20 protein-coding genes are annotated in these 18,001 nt (G+C 70.4%); 4 read left to right on the top strand and 16 right to left on the bottom strand.

Annotated elements, in window-relative coordinates; all coding sequences use genetic code 11:
- Nucleotides 1–24: 24 nt before the first annotated feature.
- Complete coding sequence (locus tag IF64_RS0108015) at nucleotides 25–336, top strand: DUF3040 domain-containing protein (protein WP_048808194.1); 312 nt, start codon at nucleotides 25–27, stop codon at nucleotides 334–336.
- 33 nt (nucleotides 337–369) lie between these two features.
- On the opposite strand, the gene IF64_RS0108010 is transcribed toward IF64_RS0108015, so the two are convergent.
- Nucleotides 370–1,212, bottom strand: coding sequence for a phosphoribosylaminoimidazolesuccinocarboxamide synthase (locus tag IF64_RS0108010; protein WP_030531393.1), 843 nt, complete (start codon nucleotides 1,210–1,212; stop codon nucleotides 370–372).
- Between the two features lie 74 nt (nucleotides 1,213–1,286).
- Here IF64_RS0108010 and IF64_RS0108005 point away from each other — a divergent pair, with 74 nt between their 5' ends.
- Nucleotides 1,287–3,077, top strand: coding sequence for a thiamine pyrophosphate-requiring protein (locus tag IF64_RS0108005; RefSeq protein ID WP_030531392.1), 1,791 nt, complete (start codon nucleotides 1,287–1,289; stop codon nucleotides 3,075–3,077).
- Between the two features lie 104 nt (nucleotides 3,078–3,181).
- Here the strand turns inward: IF64_RS0108005 and IF64_RS28120 are convergent, their stop codons facing one another.
- From IF64_RS28120 to IF64_RS0107960, 8 genes are all read right to left on the bottom strand, one after another.
- Nucleotides 3,182–3,505 carry a Rossmann-fold NAD(P)-binding domain-containing protein gene (locus IF64_RS28120; protein ID WP_030531391.1) on the bottom strand — a complete coding sequence of 108 codons (324 nt, stop codon included), beginning with the start codon at nucleotides 3,503–3,505 and terminating at the stop codon, nucleotides 3,182–3,184.
- A 2-nt stretch (nucleotides 3,506–3,507) separates the two neighbouring features.
- Entirely contained in the window at nucleotides 3,508–3,690 is a 183-nt protein-coding gene (locus IF64_RS28115) for a hypothetical protein (protein ID WP_342779960.1), read from the bottom strand.
- Between the two features lie 156 nt (nucleotides 3,691–3,846).
- Complete coding sequence (locus IF64_RS0107990; RefSeq protein ID WP_030531389.1) at nucleotides 3,847–5,886, bottom strand: neutral/alkaline ceramidase; 2,040 nt, start codon at nucleotides 5,884–5,886, stop codon at nucleotides 3,847–3,849.
- Between the two features lie 142 nt (nucleotides 5,887–6,028).
- Nucleotides 6,029–6,859, bottom strand: coding sequence for an alpha/beta fold hydrolase (locus IF64_RS0107985; RefSeq protein WP_030531388.1), 831 nt, complete (start codon nucleotides 6,857–6,859; stop codon nucleotides 6,029–6,031).
- A gap of 35 nt (nucleotides 6,860–6,894) precedes the next feature.
- A complete protein-coding gene (locus IF64_RS0107980) occupies nucleotides 6,895–7,395 on the bottom strand; it encodes a DUF2867 domain-containing protein (protein WP_030531387.1) in 501 nt (166 codons plus the stop codon).
- Nucleotides 7,396–7,398: 3 nt separating this feature from the next.
- Nucleotides 7,399–8,757, bottom strand: coding sequence for a class I SAM-dependent methyltransferase (locus IF64_RS0107975; RefSeq protein ID WP_036875968.1), 1,359 nt, complete (start codon nucleotides 8,755–8,757; stop codon nucleotides 7,399–7,401).
- A 6-nt stretch (nucleotides 8,758–8,763) separates the two neighbouring features.
- Nucleotides 8,764–10,146, bottom strand: coding sequence for an FAD-binding oxidoreductase (locus IF64_RS0107970; RefSeq protein WP_145600642.1), 1,383 nt, complete (start codon nucleotides 10,144–10,146; stop codon nucleotides 8,764–8,766).
- A 223-nt stretch (nucleotides 10,147–10,369) separates the two neighbouring features.
- Complete coding sequence (locus IF64_RS0107960) at nucleotides 10,370–11,224, bottom strand: SAM-dependent methyltransferase (protein WP_030531384.1); 855 nt, start codon at nucleotides 11,222–11,224, stop codon at nucleotides 10,370–10,372.
- A gap of 195 nt (nucleotides 11,225–11,419) precedes the next feature.
- Between IF64_RS0107960 and IF64_RS0107955 the strand changes: the two genes are divergently transcribed.
- Nucleotides 11,420–11,638 (top strand): hypothetical protein, encoded by a 219-nt coding sequence (locus IF64_RS0107955; RefSeq protein ID WP_030531383.1) that lies wholly within the window; start codon nucleotides 11,420–11,422, stop codon nucleotides 11,636–11,638.
- Here IF64_RS0107955 and mftE read toward each other — a convergent pair.
- From mftE to mftA, 7 genes are read right to left on the bottom strand one after another with little or no spacing between them, the layout of a single operon-like run.
- Nucleotides 11,626–12,324, bottom strand: coding sequence for a mycofactocin biosynthesis peptidyl-dipeptidase MftE (gene mftE, locus IF64_RS0107950; RefSeq protein WP_084705720.1), 699 nt, complete (start codon nucleotides 12,322–12,324; stop codon nucleotides 11,626–11,628). The genes IF64_RS0107955 and mftE overlap by 13 nt on opposite strands.
- On the bottom strand, nucleotides 12,321–13,655 hold the full coding sequence (gene mftF / locus IF64_RS0107945) for a mycofactocin biosynthesis glycosyltransferase MftF (protein WP_030531381.1): 1,335 nt from the start codon (nucleotides 13,653–13,655) through the stop codon (nucleotides 12,321–12,323). The genes mftE and mftF overlap by 4 nt, the downstream gene beginning before the upstream one ends.
- Entirely contained in the window at nucleotides 13,652–14,431 is a 780-nt protein-coding gene (locus IF64_RS0107940; RefSeq protein ID WP_030531380.1) for a mycofactocin-coupled SDR family oxidoreductase, read from the bottom strand. The genes mftF and IF64_RS0107940 overlap by 4 nt, the downstream gene beginning before the upstream one ends.
- Before the next feature lie 5 nt (nucleotides 14,432–14,436).
- Complete coding sequence (gene mftD, locus IF64_RS0107935; protein WP_030531379.1) at nucleotides 14,437–15,609, bottom strand: pre-mycofactocin synthase MftD; 1,173 nt, start codon at nucleotides 15,607–15,609, stop codon at nucleotides 14,437–14,439.
- The gene (gene mftC / locus IF64_RS0107930; protein ID WP_030531378.1) at nucleotides 15,609–16,826 is read right to left on the bottom strand and encodes a mycofactocin radical SAM maturase; all 1,218 of its coding nucleotides are present in this window, start codon (nucleotides 16,824–16,826) and stop codon (nucleotides 15,609–15,611) included. Before mftC ends, mftD begins: the two co-directional genes overlap by 1 nt.
- Nucleotides 16,827–17,108 carry a mycofactocin biosynthesis chaperone MftB gene (gene mftB / locus IF64_RS0107925; RefSeq protein ID WP_030531377.1) on the bottom strand — a complete coding sequence of 94 codons (282 nt, stop codon included), beginning with the start codon at nucleotides 17,106–17,108 and terminating at the stop codon, nucleotides 16,827–16,829. It lies immediately after the preceding gene.
- Nucleotides 17,098–17,220 carry a mycofactocin precursor MftA gene (gene mftA / locus IF64_RS0107920; protein WP_030531376.1) on the bottom strand — a complete coding sequence of 41 codons (123 nt, stop codon included), beginning with the start codon at nucleotides 17,218–17,220 and terminating at the stop codon, nucleotides 17,098–17,100. Before mftA ends, mftB begins: the two co-directional genes overlap by 11 nt.
- An 89-nt stretch (nucleotides 17,221–17,309) precedes the next feature.
- Between mftA and mftR the strand changes: the two genes are divergently transcribed.
- Nucleotides 17,310–17,897, top strand: coding sequence for a mycofactocin system transcriptional regulator (gene mftR / locus IF64_RS0107915; RefSeq protein WP_246134855.1), 588 nt, complete (start codon nucleotides 17,310–17,312; stop codon nucleotides 17,895–17,897).
- The last annotated feature ends 104 nt before the right edge of the window (nucleotides 17,898–18,001 follow it).

The following is an 18,001-nucleotide window of genomic DNA, read 5'->3' as shown; positions in this document are numbered from 1 at the left end:
TGTGAAGCGAGGACGGGGAACGCCATGTTGAGTCGTCGCGAACGCGAGGAACTCGAACGGATCGGTGGCCGGCTTTACCACGACGACCCGGAACTGGCGAAGGCCTTCGGCCGCGGGGCTCCGCCGCGCCGGTGGGCGGGTGCGCGGGTGCTGCGCCGCGGCCTCGACCTGTTCGCGGCCGTGCTGATCGTGCTCGGCCTGGTGACGCTGAACTTCGGCCTGGTGTTGCTCGCGGCGATCGTGCTGGTCATCGCCGCGTTCGCACACGTGCAGGGATGGGGCGAGTGGCCGGTGTCCGGGGAACGGGGCACCGAGCCACCGGCCGCGGCGGAGTAGCCACCAGTTGTTCGCTCAGGCCAAGGGCCGTGCTCAGGCCGTCCAGCTGTGGCCCGTGATGCGTTCGTAGGCCTCGGCGTACCGAGCGCGGGTGGCCTCGACGACGTCGGCCGGGATCTCCGGTCCCGGCGGAGTCTTGTCCCAGCCCGTGGACGTCGCCCAGTCACGCACGAACTGCTTGTCGAACGCGTGCTGCGGACGGCCGGGCTGCCACTCGTCGGCGGGCCAGAACCGCGACGAGTCCGACGTCAACACCTCGTCGCCGAGCGTGAGCGTGCCCTCGGCGTCCCAGCCGAACTCGACCTTCGTGTCGGCGACGATGATCCCGCGCTCGGCGGCGTGCCGCGCACCCGCGCGATACAGCGCCAATGTCAGCTCCCGCAGCCGTTCGGCCGTCTCGCCGCCCTCCTGGGCGACCACGTCGTCGAAGGTGATCGACTCGTCGTGGCCCTCGGAGGCCTTCGTGGTCGGCGTGAAGATCGGCTCGGGCAGCTCGCTGCCCTCCACCAGTCCGTCGGGGAGCGCGACGCCGGACACGGTGCCGCGTTCGCGGTACTCCTTCAGGCCCGAACCGGACAGGTAGCCGCGGGCGATGCACTCCACCTTCACCATGGACAGCGGTCTGCACCGCAGCGCGCGCCCCGCGAACTCGCCGGGTACGTCGGTGGCCGAGATCACGTGGTTCGGGACCAGATCGGCGAACCGGTCGAACCACCAGCGGGACAGCTGGGTCAACAGCGCACCCTTGTCGGGGATCGGGGTCGGCAGGGTCACGTCGTAGACCGAGATGCGGTCGGAGGCGACGAGCAGGATGTCGCCGCCGTCGTCGTAGAGATCCCTGACCTTGCCCGCGTGGATGTGCTTCACGCGCCTCATCGTACGACCGGGTTGCTGCGCCGCCCGGTGGGTAGCCCCGGGACGGCCCCGAGGAGTCGACAACGGGAGACGTGATGGCGGAAACGGTCGGTGACCAGGTACTGCGGCGACTGCGTGAATGGGACGTCGAGCAGGTGTTCGGCTATCCCGGCGATGGCATCAACGGCATCGTCGCGGCGTTCGGCGACGCCGACAACCGGCCGCGGTTCGTCCAGTCCCGGCACGAGGAGATGTCGGCGTTCCAGGCCGTCGGCTACGCCAAGTTCAGCGGCAACGTCGGCGTGTGCATGGCCACGTCGGGCCCCGGTGCCATCCACCTGCTGAACGGGCTCTACGACGCGAAACTCGACCACGTGCCCGTCGTCGCGATCGTCGGGCAGACCGCACGCACCGCGATGGGCGGCAGCTACCAGCAGGAGGTCGATCTCCAGGCGCTGCTGTCGGACGTCGCGTCCGACTATCTCGTCGAGGTCAACGCCGCCGAACAGCTGCCCAACGCCCTCGACCGTGCGCTGCGTACCGCGTGGGGCGAGCGGACCGTCACGGCGGTGATCATCCCGGCGGACCTGCAGGAGCAGGACTACAGCCCGCCGCAGCACGAGTTCAAGCACGTTCCGTCCGGGCCGCCGAGCACACCCCGGTCGGTCGTTCTGCCGCCGGAGGACGAGATCGCCCGTGCCGCCGAGGTGCTGAACGCGGGCGAACGGGTGGCGATGCTGGTCGGCCAGGGCGCCCGCAACGCCGCGCACGAGGTGATGCAGCTCGCCGAACTGACCGGTGCGGGTGTCGCGAAGGCGCTGCTGGGTAAGGACGTGCTGTCGGACGAGCTGCCGTACGTGACCGGCTCGATCGGCCTGCTCGGCACGCGGCCCACCTACGAGATGATGCGCGACTGCGACACGTTGCTCATCGTCGGTTCGAACATGCCCTACAGCCAGTTCCTGCCCGAGTTCGGCCAGGCCAGGGCGGTGCAGATCGATCTCGACCCCGGCGTGCTCGGCATGCGGTATCCGACCGAGGTGAACCTGGTCGGTGAGGCCAAGGCGACGTTGCGGGCCCTGCTGCCGCAGATCCGGCGCAAGAACGCCGCGGCGTGGCGTTCGGAGATCTCCTCGAACGTCTCCGAGTGGTGGGACACCATGCGTCAGCAGGCGATGCTCGCCGCGAAACCGGTGAACCCGCAGCGCGTGGTGCACGAGTTGTCCGCACGGCTGCCGGAGGACGCGATCATCACCGGCGATTCGGGCTCGTCGACGAACTGGTTCGCCAGGAACCTGCGGATCCGCGGGCGCATGCGGGCGTCGCTGTCGGGCACGCTCGCCACGATGGGCGCCGGCGTGCCGTACGCCATCGGCGCCAAGTTCGCCCACCCGGACCGTCCCGTGATCGCACTGGTCGGCGACGGGGCGATGCAGATGAACGGACTGGCCGAACTGCTGACCGTCGCCAGATACCGCGAGTTGTGGACCGACCGGCGGCTCGTGGTGTGCGTGTTCCACAACCACGACCTCAACCAGGTCACGTGGGAGTTGCGGGCCATGGGCGGTGCGCCGAAGTTCGAGGAGTCGCAGTCGCTTCCGGACGTCTCGTACGCGACGTTCGCGGCCGCCCTCGGCTTCGACACCCTCACGATCGACGACCCGGACCAGTTGGGTCCGGCCTGGGACCGGGTGCTCGGCGGCACGGGCCCGGCGCTGCTGGACGTGCACTGCGACCCCGAGGTCCCGCCGATCCCGCCGCACGCCACGCTCGAGCAGATGACCTCCACCGCGCAGGCGCTCGTCAAGGGCGATCCGAACGCCTGGCACGTGCTGATGCAGGGCGCGAAGACGAAACTCCAGGAGTTCCTGCCCGGCAGCCGCTGACCGGGGCCGGTGCGCAGCAGCGGCCCTCCGCGGCCTTGGAACGCCGGGACGCCGCGGTGCCCTCGGCATTCCGCCGGTCGGCACCGCGGCGTCCGGTCAGGCGCCTACCGCGCCGCTGATGCCGGGCTCACAGGTTGGTGCCCGCCTCGACCAGGTGCGTGGAGCCGGTGATGTAGCGGCCATGGTCGGAAACCAGGTGCAGCACCTGCTCGGTGACGTCCTCCGGTTTCGAGCGTGACCACCGGCAGCGCGTTGAGGTCCTGGGCCGCCTTCTCGAAGTCCGCACGCGTCGGGTTGTCCACGTCCGGCGCGAACAGACGGTACAGCGACTCGTTGAGGATCATGTCCGTGGCCACGGCGGTCGGATGCACCGTGTTGACGCGGATGTCGTGGGGTGCCAGCTCCTTCGCCAGCACCTTCATGAGCATGATCAGTCCGGCCTTGGACGAGGGTCCGCCGCGGTGGCGAGCGGATAGGGAATGGTGTCCAGCTTCGCGGTCGTGTCGACGGCGATGATGTCGGCGCCCTCGCGCGCCAGTGCCACCGCGTGACTGCGTCCTTGACCTCGTGCGGCGCCGGTGATGAACGCGACCGTGCCTTCCAATGTGCCCATGGCCATCTCCGTGTCGTCGTTGACTCAGATGGCGCCCCGCCGTGACGGTATGGCACGCGGTGGGCGACGGTCCAGCGGCCGAACGGGGCGACCTTCTCGTCGTCCACCGGCGCACTCCCGTGTGCGGGCGGCGGGCCCTCGGGGTGGCGAATCGGGTCAGCGGACGGTGAATCCCTGGGTCGCGCCGGTGATCGGGGTGACCCTGCCCAGTGCGTTCTTCGCGTTGCCCCGATAGCGGATGCGGTAGGTGCCCTCGGCGTCCTCCGGCGTGCGCCACCTGATCGTCACCCGCGACGACGAGACGCCGTGCCGTTTCCACTCGAGCTTCGTCGACCAGTCGCCGTCGTCGGCGACCGTCTCCCACGCTCGCCCGTTCCACCGCTGCACCTCGAGGTAGGTGCCGCCGCGGTGCAAATCGTTGCTCGGGTGGGCGCCCGCGAACGTCGCCTGCGCCTCGTCGCCTGCCGCGTAGGACTCGGCAGGCGGGTCGAGCACGTCCCCGAAACTCCTGCCCAGAGGCGGGGTGTCCAGTACGACGCCCGGCTGCAGGCGCAGTTGCCTGCCGGACAGGTCGGCGGGCTTGTCGCCGATGGGCACCTCGGCACCGTCGCGCATCGCAGTCGCGAGCCCGTGCACGGTCTGCTGCATCGCGGGCAGTTGCCAGCGGCCGAACAGGGTGCTGCCGCCCTCGTAGTGCTGGGCGTCGTACTCCTCGGGGGTGGCCAGGTAGTGGAAGTAGGCGTTGCTGTAGCCCGCCACGAGCACGTTGCTCAGGTCCGCGCCCACCGCCTCGGCCACGGTGCGGCGCAGCCGCAGTCCGGACGTGATCGTCGCCTCGCCGGGAACGCCGATCAGGTACAGGTCCCCGATGCGCACCAGCTGGACGGGGAACTTCTCCTGCACCCACGGGTAGATGCGGTTCATCGCGCCGATCGGGGCGAACACGCCCTTCGGCGCCTGACAGGCCTTGAGCTTCGGTGACGCCTTGTACAGCACGGAGTGCGACACCGTGTCCCAGAACGGATTGTTCCCCTCGTCGAAGCCGGGGAACGCGGGCCCGTCCTCGAGGCTGCCCGCCGCCATGGCTGCACCGACGGCGGGTTTGCACGTGCGGTGGGTGCGCCCGTCGCCGGTGAACTCGGGACGAACCTCCACATCGGACATATCGACGTAGACGATCCGCGAGTCGACCCCGCCTGCCAGTGGCGTTCCGGGGGAGTTCAGCTGTGCGGCGGCCGCCTCGTACTGCTGGGTGCCGTTGGCGACCGTCCGGTCGAAGTCCTCCGGCGTGCTGGGTGGTGTCAGGTCGACGTTCGGCGAGATGTCGCCGGCGTTGGTCTGCGCGAACGCCGCCACGAACGGCGGATTCGCCCCGCCGCGATAGTCACCGCCACCGCGTTCCCGTTCCCAGCGGTAGGCGGCGTATCCCTTGTTGTCGGCACTGATCAGCCGGTTGTCCCCGGACATGTTGGTCGCGTGGTTGGCGAACCAGTTGATCGCCCCGACCGGCTCGCCGTCCCGCTCGATGCGCAACAACGACGTCTGCGGGTCGATGGCGTCGGGGAAGTGCTTCTTGTCCTCGTCGGGGTTGCGGTCGAACGCCTCACGGGAGCGGTTCGCGCTCGCGGTCGTGAGTTCGTCGTGGGTGAGCGTGAGTGACGCCGGGGCCAGGTCGGCGTGCGCGCGGTCCACCGATTCGACGATGCCGTCGGTCATCGCGCCGAACGTCTTCTCGTGGAAGCCGAGCGTGGTGATGTTGTAGAGCAGGTGATGGGAGTGCCCGCCCGGCCCGGAGTGCGTGTGGGTGGCGGTGATCATCACGTTGCTCTCGTTGTAGGTGTCGCCGTAGCGCTCCTGGAGCCGGCGCAGGACCTCCTGTCGCACGCTGTCGAAGATCATGCCCGCGTCGACCACGACCATGAGCACGCGTTGCGAGGTCTCCGGGTCGGCGACGACGAACGCGCGCGAGCGCAGCCGGTTGTGCAGACCTGCCGCCTGCTGGTCGATCCGGCCGTAGCCCATCATGCCGACCTCGGCGATCTCGCCGGTGGCGTCCGCGACGCCGCGTCCGACGAGGTAGGGCTGCGATGCGCGCGGCTTGTCCCGTCCCTCGTGGGGCGGCTGCCCGGCGGCCGGGGTTCCCGTGAGCAGGCAGGACCCGACGGCCACCGTCATGACCAGTGCCAGCGCGCGCATCTTCATGTGTTCACCTATCCGCCGGATAACGTGAAGGAAATTCAAATCCTGTGCGCTCGCGCGCGTGAACGCAAGGAAAAACGGACACCATGCTCCGATCCGGTTACGACCGGCGGCGTGGTGTTCGACGACGAGAAGGCGGTCAGTGCCTGCGCAGGTGGTCGAGCAGGAGCGCGGTGAGCTGCTCGGGAACCTCCTCGGGAACCCAGTGCGTCACGTCCTCGAGCATCTGGAACTCGTACGGCCCGCTCACCCAGTTCTCGGTGTCGAGTGCGGCGGTCGAACCGAGCGCGACGTCCTCGGTGCTCCAGACGTACAACGTGGGCACGGTGATCTCCCCGATTCGGTCCCGCGGCGTGGGCGCCCGGTACCAGTTCAGCGCCGCCGTCAGCGCTCCCGGCTCGGACAACCGTGCGAGGTAGTCGTCCACGCGGGCGCGCGGCACCTTCCACTCGTACATCCGGCGCAGCGGTTCGCCGCCGTCGGCGAGCATCCGCTCCTCGGTGCGCGGACTCTGCCAGTCGCGCATGTACTGCGATCGCAGGGCCTGGTCCTCGTCGCTGCGGAGTGCCGCACCCAGCGCACGCGGATGGGGCGTCGACACCGCCGTCAGACTGCGCAGTCGCTCGGGGTGGCGGTCGGCCGTCCACCACGCGACCGCACCGCCCCAGTCGTGCCCGACCAGGTCGAACCGCCGCCACTCCAACGCGTCTGCCATCGCGACGACATCCCCGACCAGCTCGTCCATCGCGTACGCGGCGACGTCGTCCGGGCGCACGCCGGGGGAGTAGCCCCGCTGATCGGGGGCCACGGCGCGAAAGCCCTCACCGCCCAGGCGAGCGACCTGGTGCTCCCATTCGACCGCCGCCTCGGGAAAGCCGTGCAGCAGCAGAACCGGACGTCCGTCCTGCGGACCGGCCGCGATCGCGTCGAAATCGCCTGCGGGCGTGGGAATGCTCAGGTGCTCGATCACGCTGGCACCGTAGCCGACCGGGCCGACAGTCCCGTTCACTCCCGTTCCGTGCGCCGCACCGCCCGCCGCAGCAGGTAGGGGATGACGACGTGGTGGATCCGCGCCGCCACCGCCCACACCGCGCGGCCGAGGCCACCACGGAACCGGACGTAGGTCGCCCACGTGACACCGTCGTCGTCGACGAACGCCACGTTGCACGCCTCCAGCAGCGGCGATTCGGCCTCCAGTGCGGCAGCGTCGGAGTTTCCGGCTGTCTCAGAGGTGTCGGGGGCGTCGGAGGTGCCGGGGTCGAGCGTCGTGGGTCTCCAGCCCGCCACCGCCTCGGGGTCCTCACTGAGGCGCAACCGGAGCACGGCCAGCCATCCCCAACGCACGAACAGCGCCAACGGCGCGGGCGCGCCCTCGAACACCGCACGCGTCCATTCCCGCGGCGAACGCCTGCGGGCCGCCGCCGTCGGCACGCGGAAGGCGGAGGCGTAGTCCGGTGCGCCCACCGCGCCGGGTGTGGCACCGATGCGGGGCGGTGCCACGCGCACGGCTCACACCCCCCAGTCCGGGCGAAGCGGCATCGACGACCCGCCCGCGGCGTCGGGTTTCACGCCGAGCACCTGCTGCAGCTCGAGCTCATGACGTTCGAACGACAGCCGGGAGGCCGCCATGTACAGCGCCCACACCCTGGCCCGCTGCACGCCCGCCTCGGCCACCGCCGCCTCCCAGTGCGCGTCGAGATTGGCGCACCACGCCGCGAGGGTGCGCCCGTAGTGTTCCCGCAGGTTCTCCGCGTGCCGTACCTCGAACCCGTGGTCCTGCATCGCCGACACGATCGTCCCGACGCCCTCGAGTTCGCCGTCCGGGAAGACGTAGCGGTCGATGAACGGGCCCGTCCGATGGGAGTCGTAGGTGTGCGGGCGCACGATGCAGTGGTTGAGCAACCGTCCGCCGGGACGCAACTTCGAGTGCAGGAAGCGGAAGTACGACGGCAGGTTCCGCGCGCCGATGTGTTCGGTGAGCCCGATGGACGACACCGCGTCGAACCCGGTCTCGGGCACGTCGCGGTAGTCCAGATGGCGGATCTCGCCGCGATCGGCCAGGCCCCTGGCCTCGAGGTCCCGCTGTCCCCACTCCGCCTGCTGGCGCGAGAGGGTGACGCCGATCGCCCGCACCCCGTAGTGCTCCACGGCGTGGGCGACCATGCCGCCCCAACCGCAGCCCACGTCGAGCAGGCGCATCCCCGGCTTCAGACCGAGCTTTCGGCACACGAGGTCGAACTTGTGGAACTGTGCCTGCTCCAGCGTGGCCGCATCCTCCGGGTAGCAGGCGCACGTGTAGGCCATCGACGGGCCGAGCACCAGCTCGTAGAAGCGGTTCGAGACGTCGTAGTGCCGGGAGATCGCGTCGCTGTCGCGCGCCTTGGAATGCCGGAGGCCACGTGCGGTCCTGCGGAGCCGCGACGGCGCCTCCTCGACGGGGATCGGCACCGGCCGCAGCCGGTCGGTGAAGTCCCGTGCGAGACGGCCGGCCAGCCACATCCGATCGGCCGTCGTGAGGTTCTCGGCCACGCTCGTCAGTGCGCGCAGCACCTGGTAGACGTCGCCGGTCACGTCGAGATGTCCCGTGACGTAGGCCCGCGCCAACCCGAGTTCGTTGGGCGCGGTGAGCACGTAGCTCAGGGCCGTCGGCGTGCGGATGTGCAGCTGCAGCGCCGAGTCCGGGTCACCGACCACCGTGCCGTCGAACGCGGTCACGGCCACGGGCGGGTCGTCCCCGAGCACGCGGCGCAGGATCGCGTCCAACGCCGTCGAGTCAGCCGATCGGGACCCCGCCCTGGCGGGCAGCGGTGGCCCCGACGACGCCAACCGGGAGAAGAGTGCTGTCGAGAAGGGACGGCTCGCCCCCATGCCTCATCACCTCGCTTGAACGCACTTGGCGTACAGGTCCAGCAATCTCCCGTTCGGGTCGTAGCGATGCTTCAGGGCCTGGTACGTCTGTCCTTGATTCCCTCCGTACAACCGCCAGAACGTGTCGCGGTCGTAGAAACTCTCCGAGTACAGGGATTTCCGTCCGTCGAGTTCGGTAACCACGTTCTCCACCCGCCGGTTGTGCGAACCCTGCGGTTCGCCTGGCTCGAGCGGCACCGTGCCCCAGAAACCGAAGTTGACGTACAGCTCGTCCGGGTCGAGCTCGTACAGCGGCCACCGGCGCGCGTCCCGCCCACTCAGCGGGCAGATCCACACCGGACTGATGGGGATCTCCCGGTGCAGGAACGTCAGGAACTCCTCGGCGCGGTGCACCGGCACCTCGATGTCCTGCATCACCGCTTCGCGCTCGGGCCTGCCCAGCAGCCGGCTCGCACGCTCCCACAGCCGGTGCCTGCGTTCGAAACCGACGATCTTCCAGTACACATCGGAACGCAGCAGACGTGGACCCGCGAGCAGCCGCACGAGCCGGTTCTGCGCTCCGAGCGCGCGCGAACACCAGAACCAGTCGGTGTCCCACCGCCACAGGTAGTCGCGGATCGGCAGATGGTCGACCGTCTTCTCCCTGATCGAGCGGTAGTAGACGTCCATCCACGTGTAGTCGCTGACCTCGTCGGGCTCGCCGCTGAACGTGGCCAACGTCAGGTACAGCTCGTCGGGAGCGAAGACGGTGCCGTCGACGAAGTCGGCCTCCCGGTCGCGGCACGCACGCGCCAGGCGCTCGAAGTAGCGTGCCGGATCGGAGAAACGCAGGTGTTCGAGTCGTACGTACGGGCGCACCGGCGCGAGTTCGATCCGCAGGCGCAGCGCGTATCCCAGCGTTCCGTAGGAGTTGGGGAACCCGAAGAACAGGTCGCTGTGCTCGCCGTCCGGGGTCGCGGTCACCACGTCTCCCGCACCCGTGAGGATGTCCATCTCCACCACGGATTCGTGGGGCATGCCCTCGCGGAACGACGACGACTCGATGCCCAGTCCCGTGACCGCCCCGCCCAGCGTGATCGTCTTGAGCTGCGGAACGACGAGCGGCATCAGGCCGTGCGGCAACGTCGCGTCGACGAGCCGCTCGTAGGTGACCATGCCCTCGACGTCGGCGGTCCGGTTCTGCGGATCGATCGACAGCACGTGGTCGAAGGCCGACACGTCGAGCCCCGCCGTGGCGCGGGACCGCGGCCGGAACAGGTTCGAGGTGCCCTTCGCCAGCCGGACCGGCGTCCCCTCCGGGAGGTCGGCCAGGTGGGCGCGAAGGGTTGCGACGCGCTCGGCGTACCCGGCGTGTCCCGACCCCGTGGGGATGGCGGCACCGAAGGCCATACACCCATGATCGCGCGCACCGGCCCGGCCTGCCAGTGTGATCATGCGCTCAGGCGAACCGGACGACCGCCCGAATGGACGACACGGGCTCCTGGGGGCGCAACACGGGCTCCCGAGTTCGCAACACGCGCCCCGGAATCCGCAACACGGGCCCCGGAGGGCGCAACACGGGCTCCTGAACCCGCAACACGGGCTCCTGGGGGTGCAACACGGCGTGGTCGGCTCAGGCGGGTTTGCGGGCCACGCCTCCGATCACCCGGGACTCCGAGGGGACGCGGGCAAACAGGGTGTCGGCGTCCGGGCGCCAGGCCGGTGCGTACACCAGGCCGGGCTCGACCATCTCGAAATCGCCGAAGAAACGCGTGAACTCCTCCGACGTGCGCAGCTGGCCCGGATTCGTCGTGTTCTCGTAGTAGTCGACGAGGTCCTGGAGTGCCTTGCGTTCGGACTCGCTCGTGGGGTTCTCGTTGGTCATCTGCGAGAGCACGAGCATCGAGCCGGCAGGAAGCTGTCCGCGGTAGAACTCGAGCAGCCGGTCCGGGTTCTCCTCGTCCTTGATGAAGTGCAGCACCGCGTTGACCAGCAGCACCACGGGCTCGTCGCGGTCGATGAGGTTCGTGGCCATGACGCGGGACCACAGCTCGTCGGGGTCCATCAGATCGGCGGCGATGGCGACGTGCCGGTCGGTGTCGGCCGTGTCGGCCAGCAGCATCTCCGAGTGGGTCAGCGCGATCGGCTCGTTGTCGGTGTAGACGACGCGGGTGTCGTGCTGCGGACGCGCCTCGTCGGCGACCTCGTGGACGTTGCCCGCCGTCGGCAGGCCCGAGCCCAGGTCGACGAACTGGCGCAGGCCGGCCTCGGCGGCGCACCAACGCACCGTGCGGCCGAGGAACTGCCTGCTCGTCCTGCAGTACTCGCCCAGCAGTGGGATCCGTTCGCGGGCCTTCTCGGCGAACGCCCTGTCGATGGCGTAGTTCGTCTCGCCGCCGATGAAGTAGTCGTAGACCCGGGCCGCCGAGGGCTTGTCCAGGCTGTCCTCGACGGCACGCAACGCGCTGTCGCGGTCTGTGCTGCTCACCGCACGTCTCCTTCGTCGCTCCGGCAGGCGGGACGAACCGGCGCGTCCCTCGTATCGGTGATGATCGCATCTTCGCGGGCCGGCGCGGCACCCGATACATCTGCTCGCGCCGCGTCGTACCGAACCACACCGCGTCGGTCCGCGCTGGTATCGTCGGCGCCGTATCTGGACGCAGCCCACTGCAGGGGGACACGCATGATCCGTCGGGACCGGGAGCTGCTCGCGGATCTGTCCGCGGTGAACACGCGGCTGGGCGAGGCCGTCGTCGAACTGCTCGCCCACCAGGACGGCGGTGAACTGCCCCCGGAGGGGCTCCGGGTGATCGGCGAGCATCTCCAGCGGCTCGCGGGCCGGTTGTTGCGGCGTGCCGCGGAGTTGGAGGCCCGGATCGGTCCGGCCGATCAGGAATCGTGAACCGGGAGGCGGTCGAGCCACGTGCGCACCGCGCCGGCGAGGTCCGCGACCCACGTCTCCAGAATGCGCTCGCCCTCGGCCGCCGTCGCGCCCGTCGGATCGCCGAGGACGCCGTTCGTGCTCACCGCGCCGGCCCCGCCGCGCACCAGCTCGTCCATCAACTCCGGCAGCGGTGCCGTGGCGCCCGGTTCCGCGACGTCGAGCCGGACGTCGGAGGGGCGCAGCCGCAGCATCACCGACGTCTCGGTGCGGCCCGCGTGGCTGTCGTCCTGCGGCCCCGACGGCGCCCACGCGAGGATCCGCCTGCCCTCGAACCGCAGCAGCCGCACCGCGGCCTCGAGTGCTGCCCGGTTGCCGCCGTGACCGTTGACGAACACCACGCCGCGGAAGCGGTCGCACGACCGGCCCAGCTCCACCAGCAGCAGCTCCAGTGCCTGCGTGCCGATCGACAGCGTGCCGGGGAACCCGGCGTGCTCCCCACTGGCGCCGTACGGCACGGCAGGCGCGACGACGACATCGGCGACCCGGCCGGCGAGGCGGCGGCACAGCTCGGCGGCGACCGTTGTGTCGGTGTCCAGCGGAAGATGGGGCCCGTGCTGCTCGGTCGCCCCGAGGGGCACGGCGAGCACCGAGGCACCCACCTCGGGCCAGCGGGCCGACCCGAGTGCGCTTCCGCTGGAAGTCACCGCCCTCGGCCCTGCGCGAACGGACGCTCGGTGAACTGGGGCAGCAGGGGAGTCGCCGTCCGGTGCCGCACGCAGCCGGTCCACACACCCGCCCCGTAGGCGACGTCGTCGGCGATGCGCAGTGCGAGCCGCCCGGGGGAGGCCGTCTGCACGGCGAACGGGGTGTACGCCGCGGCCAGCACCCTGCGGCCGCGGCGGGTGGGCAGCAGCAGCGGCCACCACACCCGGCGGGACGCGGCGGCGAGCAGCCGTCCCGCGCCGAGCTGCCCACGGGCGGCCAGCCGGACGACCTCAGCGGTGGGCACGTCCCGCGTGGATGTCGACAGCCTGCGGCTGAGCAGGGCGGTCGCCCCGGCCGCGACCGCGGCGGCGGGCAGCGGACGGCCCAGTGCGGCCAGCGCCCACGCGGCCGTCGTCCACGCCGACACGCGCGCGGGTGCGAGGCGTTCGGGGTGGCGTTCCGACAGGGGAGCGGCCGAGGTCCCGTAGTCGAACCGCTGCCGGAGCCATGCGCGCAGGGTCGGCCGCGGCGCGTGGCGCACGATCGACGCCGGTTCGTAGCGCACGGCGCCGACGTCGAGCAGCCGCCACACGAGGTCGACGTCCTCGCCGTAGCGCAGGTCCTCGTCGAATCCGCCCGCGGCGACGAGCGCACCGCGGCGGACGACCAGCGCCGCGGTCGGCACGTAGCTGACCTTGCTCATCGGCCGTACGGGGGCGGGGTTCGTTCCGAGGTCCAAACTGGACTGCTCGAGCTCGTAGTCGGCGAGCAGTCCGTCGCCGGGCGAGCTGCGCACGCGCGGGGCCACCGCGACCACCGACGGGTCACTGAAGTGCGGCAACAGCGACTGCAGCCACCCCGGTTCGGGCACGGTGTCGGCGTCGAGGAAGGCGACGAACTCGGTACGCGCAGCCCGCCACCCGGCATTGCGCGCCGCGGCAGGACCCTTCGGCTCGTCGTGCCGCACCGTCGCATCCGGCACGGGCTCGCGGGAGCCGTCGTCGACGACGATGCGCGCGTCGCACTCGGCGGTCGCCTCCAGCAACCGCGGCAGTCTCGTCGCGTCGTCCTTCACCGGCACGACGACCGTCACGTCGGCCGCGGTCGCCCCGGCCGGCGGTTTCGGGTGGAGGATCCCGGCGTCGACGAGTTTGCGGGCCAGCCGGATCTGCCCCGGCGACTCGGTGAGCGGACTGCCCGACGTCCAGTCGTCGAGCATGCGCGTGCCCGCCGATCCGAGGCGCACCAGACGCAGGGGCGAACCGCCGATGACGACCGATCCCGTGCGGCGCGCCGCGACGTCGAGCGTGAACCGGGTTCCTGGCTTCACGGCTGGAATCCTCCGTCGGCGTGGACGACCGAACCGGTGATCGCCGACGATTCCGCCGAGCACAGGAAAGCCACGACGGCGGCGACCTCATCCGGATCGAGGAGCCGTTCGTGCAGCTGGTGACTCGCGAACTCCTCCATACTCTCCAGATCGTAGAGGCGGGCCGTCTCGGCGAGCAGATCGGTGCGCGTCGAGCCCGGTGACACCGCCGTGGCGCACACCCCCGTACCGCGCAGATCGGCGGCCAGCCCCTTGATCAGGCCGACCACGGCGTGCTTGGCCGCGTTGTACCCGGCCAGGTGCCACAGCCCGTGGTGGGCCGCCGACGAGGCGAGTGCGACGAACCGCCCGTGCGGCGACCGCAGCAGCGCGGGCACGGCCGCCCTGGCCAGGTTGGCCACGCCCGCCACGCCCGTGTCGAACAGCGCGGACCATTCGGCGTCGGTCGCCTCCCACAGCGGGGTGCCGCCCGCCATGACCGCGGCGCACGCCACCGCGGCGTCCAGTCGCCCGAATTCGTCCTCCGCGGTGGCCACGGCCCTGCGCAGCGCGTCGGCGTCGCGCACGTCGGCCACGACGTCGACGACCGCTCCGGGGAACTCGGCAGCCACAGTGGACAGTTGTTCCCGCGTCGCGAGCGGATAGGGGGCGGCGTCGGGAGCATCGCCGATGTCGACGGCCACCACGCGCCAGCCCGCCGAGGCGAGCCTGCGGGTGGTGGCGGCCCCGATCCCGCGGGCGGCCCCGGTCACCAGCGCGACGGCAGCACCGTCCACGGGCTTCACATGCCCCGGGTGAAGTCGTCGGGGACGAGCACGTCGCCTGCGTCGAGGTCGTGGATCGACGCCTTGCCGAGCCCGTACAGCGTGCTGTCGATGCCCTGTCGCAGGATCTCCAGCACGTTGTGCACCCCGCGTTCGCCGCCGGCGGCCAGGCCCCACAGGTACGCCCGGCCGATCAGCACCGCGTTCGCACCGAGCGCGAGTGCCTTGACGACGTCGCTGCCGCGGCGGATGCCGCCGTCGAGCAGTACCTCGATCTGCCCGCCGACCGCCTTGGCCACGCCGGGAAGTGCGCGGATCGTCGCGGGTGTCGAGTCGAGGTTGTTGCCACCGTGGTTCGACACCGAGATCGCGCTCGCGCCGATGTCGACCGCGCGCTTGGCGTCGTCGGGGCGATAGATGCCCTTGACGACGAAGGGGCCGTCCCACTGGCTGCGCAGCCACGCGAGGTCGTCCCACGACGGGGGAGGAGTGCCCATCCACTCGCCGTAGGCGCCGAAGAACGGCGGTCCCTTCTGGCCCTCGGGCACGATGTTCGGCGTGGTCAGGTCCGGCAGCCGGCCCGAACGCAGATACGTGCCGAGCCAAGCGGGCCTGCTGAGCACCTGGGGTGCGAACTTGACGGCCGTCTTCAGGTCGACCTTCTCGGGGATCGGCGGCGACCCCCAGTCGCGGGCGGTCGCGAACACCCAGTCGAGCGTGACGATGAGCGCCTTCGCGCCCGCCCTCCTCGCCCGATCCATGCGCGCGAGCATGTCGTCCCTGCTGCCCTGCCAGTACACCTGGAACAGCGTGTTGTCGTTGACGGCCACGACCTCCTCGATCGGCTTCGAACCGAACGAGGACAGCCCGATCGCCGTGCCGGACTGGGCGGCGCCCTTGGCGACGGCGACCTCGCCGTCCGGGTGCACGGCCTGCACCCCCGTCGGGGAGACGATCACCGGAAGCGAGATGTCGACCCCGAGCACCGTGGTGGACTGCTGTCGCTCGGCGGGCAGGTCGGCGATCCGCGGCCGCAGGCCGAGTTCGGCGAACGCCGCCGTGTTGTCGGCGAGGGTGCCGCCGGCCTCCGAACCTGCGTGCAGGGCGAGGAAGACCGATTTCGGCAGCTTCTTGCGCGCACGTTCGCGCGCCTCGGCCACCGTTTCGAACCAGTCCTTCGTGCTGGCCATCAGCGGACCTCCCTCGGTGCCGGCATGCCGGCGAGCGGACTGGTGTCGCACGCCCGATCGGGCAGCCGGTCCGGCTCCGGCGGGCCCCAGCCGATCGCGACCGGCACCCCGGTCTGCTTCCTCCCGCCACGACGGGAGTGATCCTTGTCGGGCGTCGGCTTGTCCGCTCCCGCCCCGACCAGCTCGAGTGCCCGCTCGCCGTTGCCCTTGACGCATTCGGGGTCAGGGCCGTCCAACGGCAGTCCGGTGAAGAACTTCGCCGCCATGCACCCGCCCTGGCACGAGTCGTAGGCCGAACACGAGGTGCACGCCCCGCCGGTCTGCGGTTCGCGCAGGCGGGTGAACAGCTGCGACTCGCGCCAGACGGACGTGAAGCCGCCCTCGTCACGCACGTTGCCTGCCAGGAACTCGTCGTGGATCGCGAACGGGCAGGCGTAGACGTCGCCGACCGGATCGATGAGGCACACCACCCGACCCGCGCCGCACAGGTTCAGCCCGGGCAGCGGGGTCGAGCCGAGTGCGTTGAGGTGGAAGAACGAATCACCGGTCAGCACGTCCTCGCCGTGGGCGACGAGCCAGTCGTAGAGCTCGAGCTGTTGTTCCGGCAGCGGGTGCAACTCGTCCCACGTGTCGGCCCCACGGCCGGAGGGGCGCAACCGCGTGATGCGCAGCTGGGCGTCGAACTCGTCGGCGATGCGCTTGAACTCGTCGAGCTGGCCGATGTTGTGGCGGGTCATCACCACGCTGATCTTGAACCCGGTGAAACCCGCGTCGCGCAGGTTGCGCATGGCGGTCATGGTGGTGTCGAACGAACCCTCGCCGCGCACGGGGTCGTTGACCTCCGGCGTGGCGCCGTCCAAGGAGAGCTGGACGTCGACGTAGTCGGACCGGGCCAGCCAACGCGCGCGTTCGGGCGTGATGCGCACGCCGTTGGTCGAGAACTTGACGCCGACCTGGTGGTCGACGGCGTACTCGACGATCTCCCAGAAGTCCGAACGCACGGTCGGTTCGCCGCCCCCGATGTTCACGTAGAACACCTGCAGGCGCTGGAGTTCGTCGACGACCGCCTTGCATTCCTCTGTGGACAGTTCACGGGGATCGCGGCGGCCGGAGGAGGACAGGCAGTGCACGCACGAGAGATTGCAGGCGTAGGTCAGTTCCCACGTCAGGCAGATCGGTGCGTCGAGTCCGTGCTGGAAATGCTCGACGAGTTTCATCTAGTCACCTCTGACTTCGATCGTGCCCGCGGAGGCCAGCCCCGCGAGGGCGTCGAGGTACCGGTCGTGATCGTCGGCGGGTACCTCGGCCGACCGCAGTGCGTCCCGCGCGTCGGAGGCGTCCTCCAGTGCGCGTACGACGTCGACGAGCAGCCGGGTCTTCAGGAAGGACAGCTTCCGCGTGGTGAAGTCGTAGACGAGCGCCCCGAACGGTTCCGGCCGCAGAGCGACACTCGGGGAGAGCCGATACGGCCGGTCCGGGGCGAATACCTCAGTAGACACCGCACATTCCGTCGATGGAGACCTCCTCGACGAGCAGGTCCTCCTCGATGTCGGCCTCGGCCGTGGTGACAGTGGTGTTGGCTGCGGTGGTGTTCGCTGCGTTTTCCGGCATGGCAAGCTACCTCTCACGTCGTTGTGTGACAGCCCACACGACGTTAATGGCACCCGGTGTCAAATGGAAGGGGTCAGGTGGGCAGCGTCGTGGATCCACCCGGACGGCCGGGTCGGCGCCCTTCGACCAGTCGGATCGAACTCGAGAAGGTCGCCTTCGCGTTGTTCGACCGCGCGGGCTTCGACGAGACCACGGTGGACGACATCGCCAGGGGCGCGGGCATCAGCAGGCGGACTTTCTTCCGCTACTTCGACTCGAAGAACGACGTCGTGTGGGGTGCGTTCACCGAACAGCTCGAGTACATGCGCCGCCGGTTCGCCGAACGGCCGGACGGCGAACCGCTCATGGACGCGCTGCGTGCGGTGGTCGTGGAGTTCAACCGCGTCGAACCCGCCGAGACCGAACGGCACCGCAGACGTCTCGAACTCATTCTGCGGGTGCCCGCCCTGCAGGCGCACTCGACGCTGCGTTACGGCGACTGGCGGGCGGTCGTCGCCGAGTTCGCGGCCGAGCGCCTCGGGGACACCTCCACCGCCCTGCGTCCGCAGGCGATCGCGCACGCCGCGCTCGGCACCGCGCTCGCCGCGTACGAGCACTGGCTGCGCACCACGGACGCCGACCTGTGCGACGTCCTCGACATCGCCTTCGCCGACCTGGCACGCGGATTCGGCGGATAGGGCAGGCCGGCGGGGCCTCGTCGGCCGTCGCGCTCCGGTAGGCCGTCAACGAGGGTGCCGGGCTCTTTCACCGTGAAACGACGGAGCCGATCGTCGGCGACGAC

Origin of the sequence: Prauserella rugosa (assembly GCF_000719975.1) — a bacterium.
GTDB classification, from domain to species: Bacteria; Actinomycetota; Actinomycetes; order Mycobacteriales; family Pseudonocardiaceae; genus Prauserella; species Prauserella rugosa.
Note: the sequence above shows the minus strand (reverse complement) of the source record. Positions and strands in the feature narration are given on the sequence as shown.

Coding starts and splice junctions, on each gene's coding strand:
- IF64_RS0108015 (WP_048808194.1), top strand. CDS start 25: ATGTTGAGTCGTCGCGAACGCGAGGAACTCGAACGGATCGGTGGCCGG.
- IF64_RS0108010 (WP_030531393.1), bottom strand. CDS start 1,212: ATGAGGCGCGTGAAGCACATCCACGCGGGCAAGGTCAGGGATCTCTAC.
- IF64_RS0108005 (WP_030531392.1), top strand. CDS start 1,287: ATGGCGGAAACGGTCGGTGACCAGGTACTGCGGCGACTGCGTGAATGG.
- IF64_RS28120 (WP_030531391.1), bottom strand. CDS start 3,505: ATGCTCATGAAGGTGCTGGCGAAGGAGCTGGCACCCCACGACATCCGC.
- IF64_RS28115 (WP_342779960.1), bottom strand. CDS start 3,690: ATGGGCACATTGGAAGGCACGGTCGCGTTCATCACCGGCGCCGCACGA.
- IF64_RS0107990 (WP_030531389.1), bottom strand. CDS start 5,886: ATGCGCGCGCTGGCACTGGTCATGACGGTGGCCGTCGGGTCCTGCCTG.
- IF64_RS0107975 (WP_036875968.1), bottom strand. CDS start 8,757: ATGGGGGCGAGCCGTCCCTTCTCGACAGCACTCTTCTCCCGGTTGGCG.
- IF64_RS0107970 (WP_145600642.1), bottom strand. CDS start 10,146: ATGGCCTTCGGTGCCGCCATCCCCACGGGGTCGGGACACGCCGGGTAC.
- IF64_RS0107955 (WP_030531383.1), top strand. CDS start 11,420: ATGATCCGTCGGGACCGGGAGCTGCTCGCGGATCTGTCCGCGGTGAAC.
- mftD (WP_030531379.1), bottom strand. CDS start 15,609: ATGGCCAGCACGAAGGACTGGTTCGAAACGGTGGCCGAGGCGCGCGAA.
- mftC (WP_030531378.1), bottom strand. CDS start 16,826: ATGAAACTCGTCGAGCATTTCCAGCACGGACTCGACGCACCGATCTGC.
- mftA (WP_030531376.1), bottom strand. CDS start 17,220: ATGCCGGAAAACGCAGCGAACACCACCGCAGCCAACACCACTGTCACC.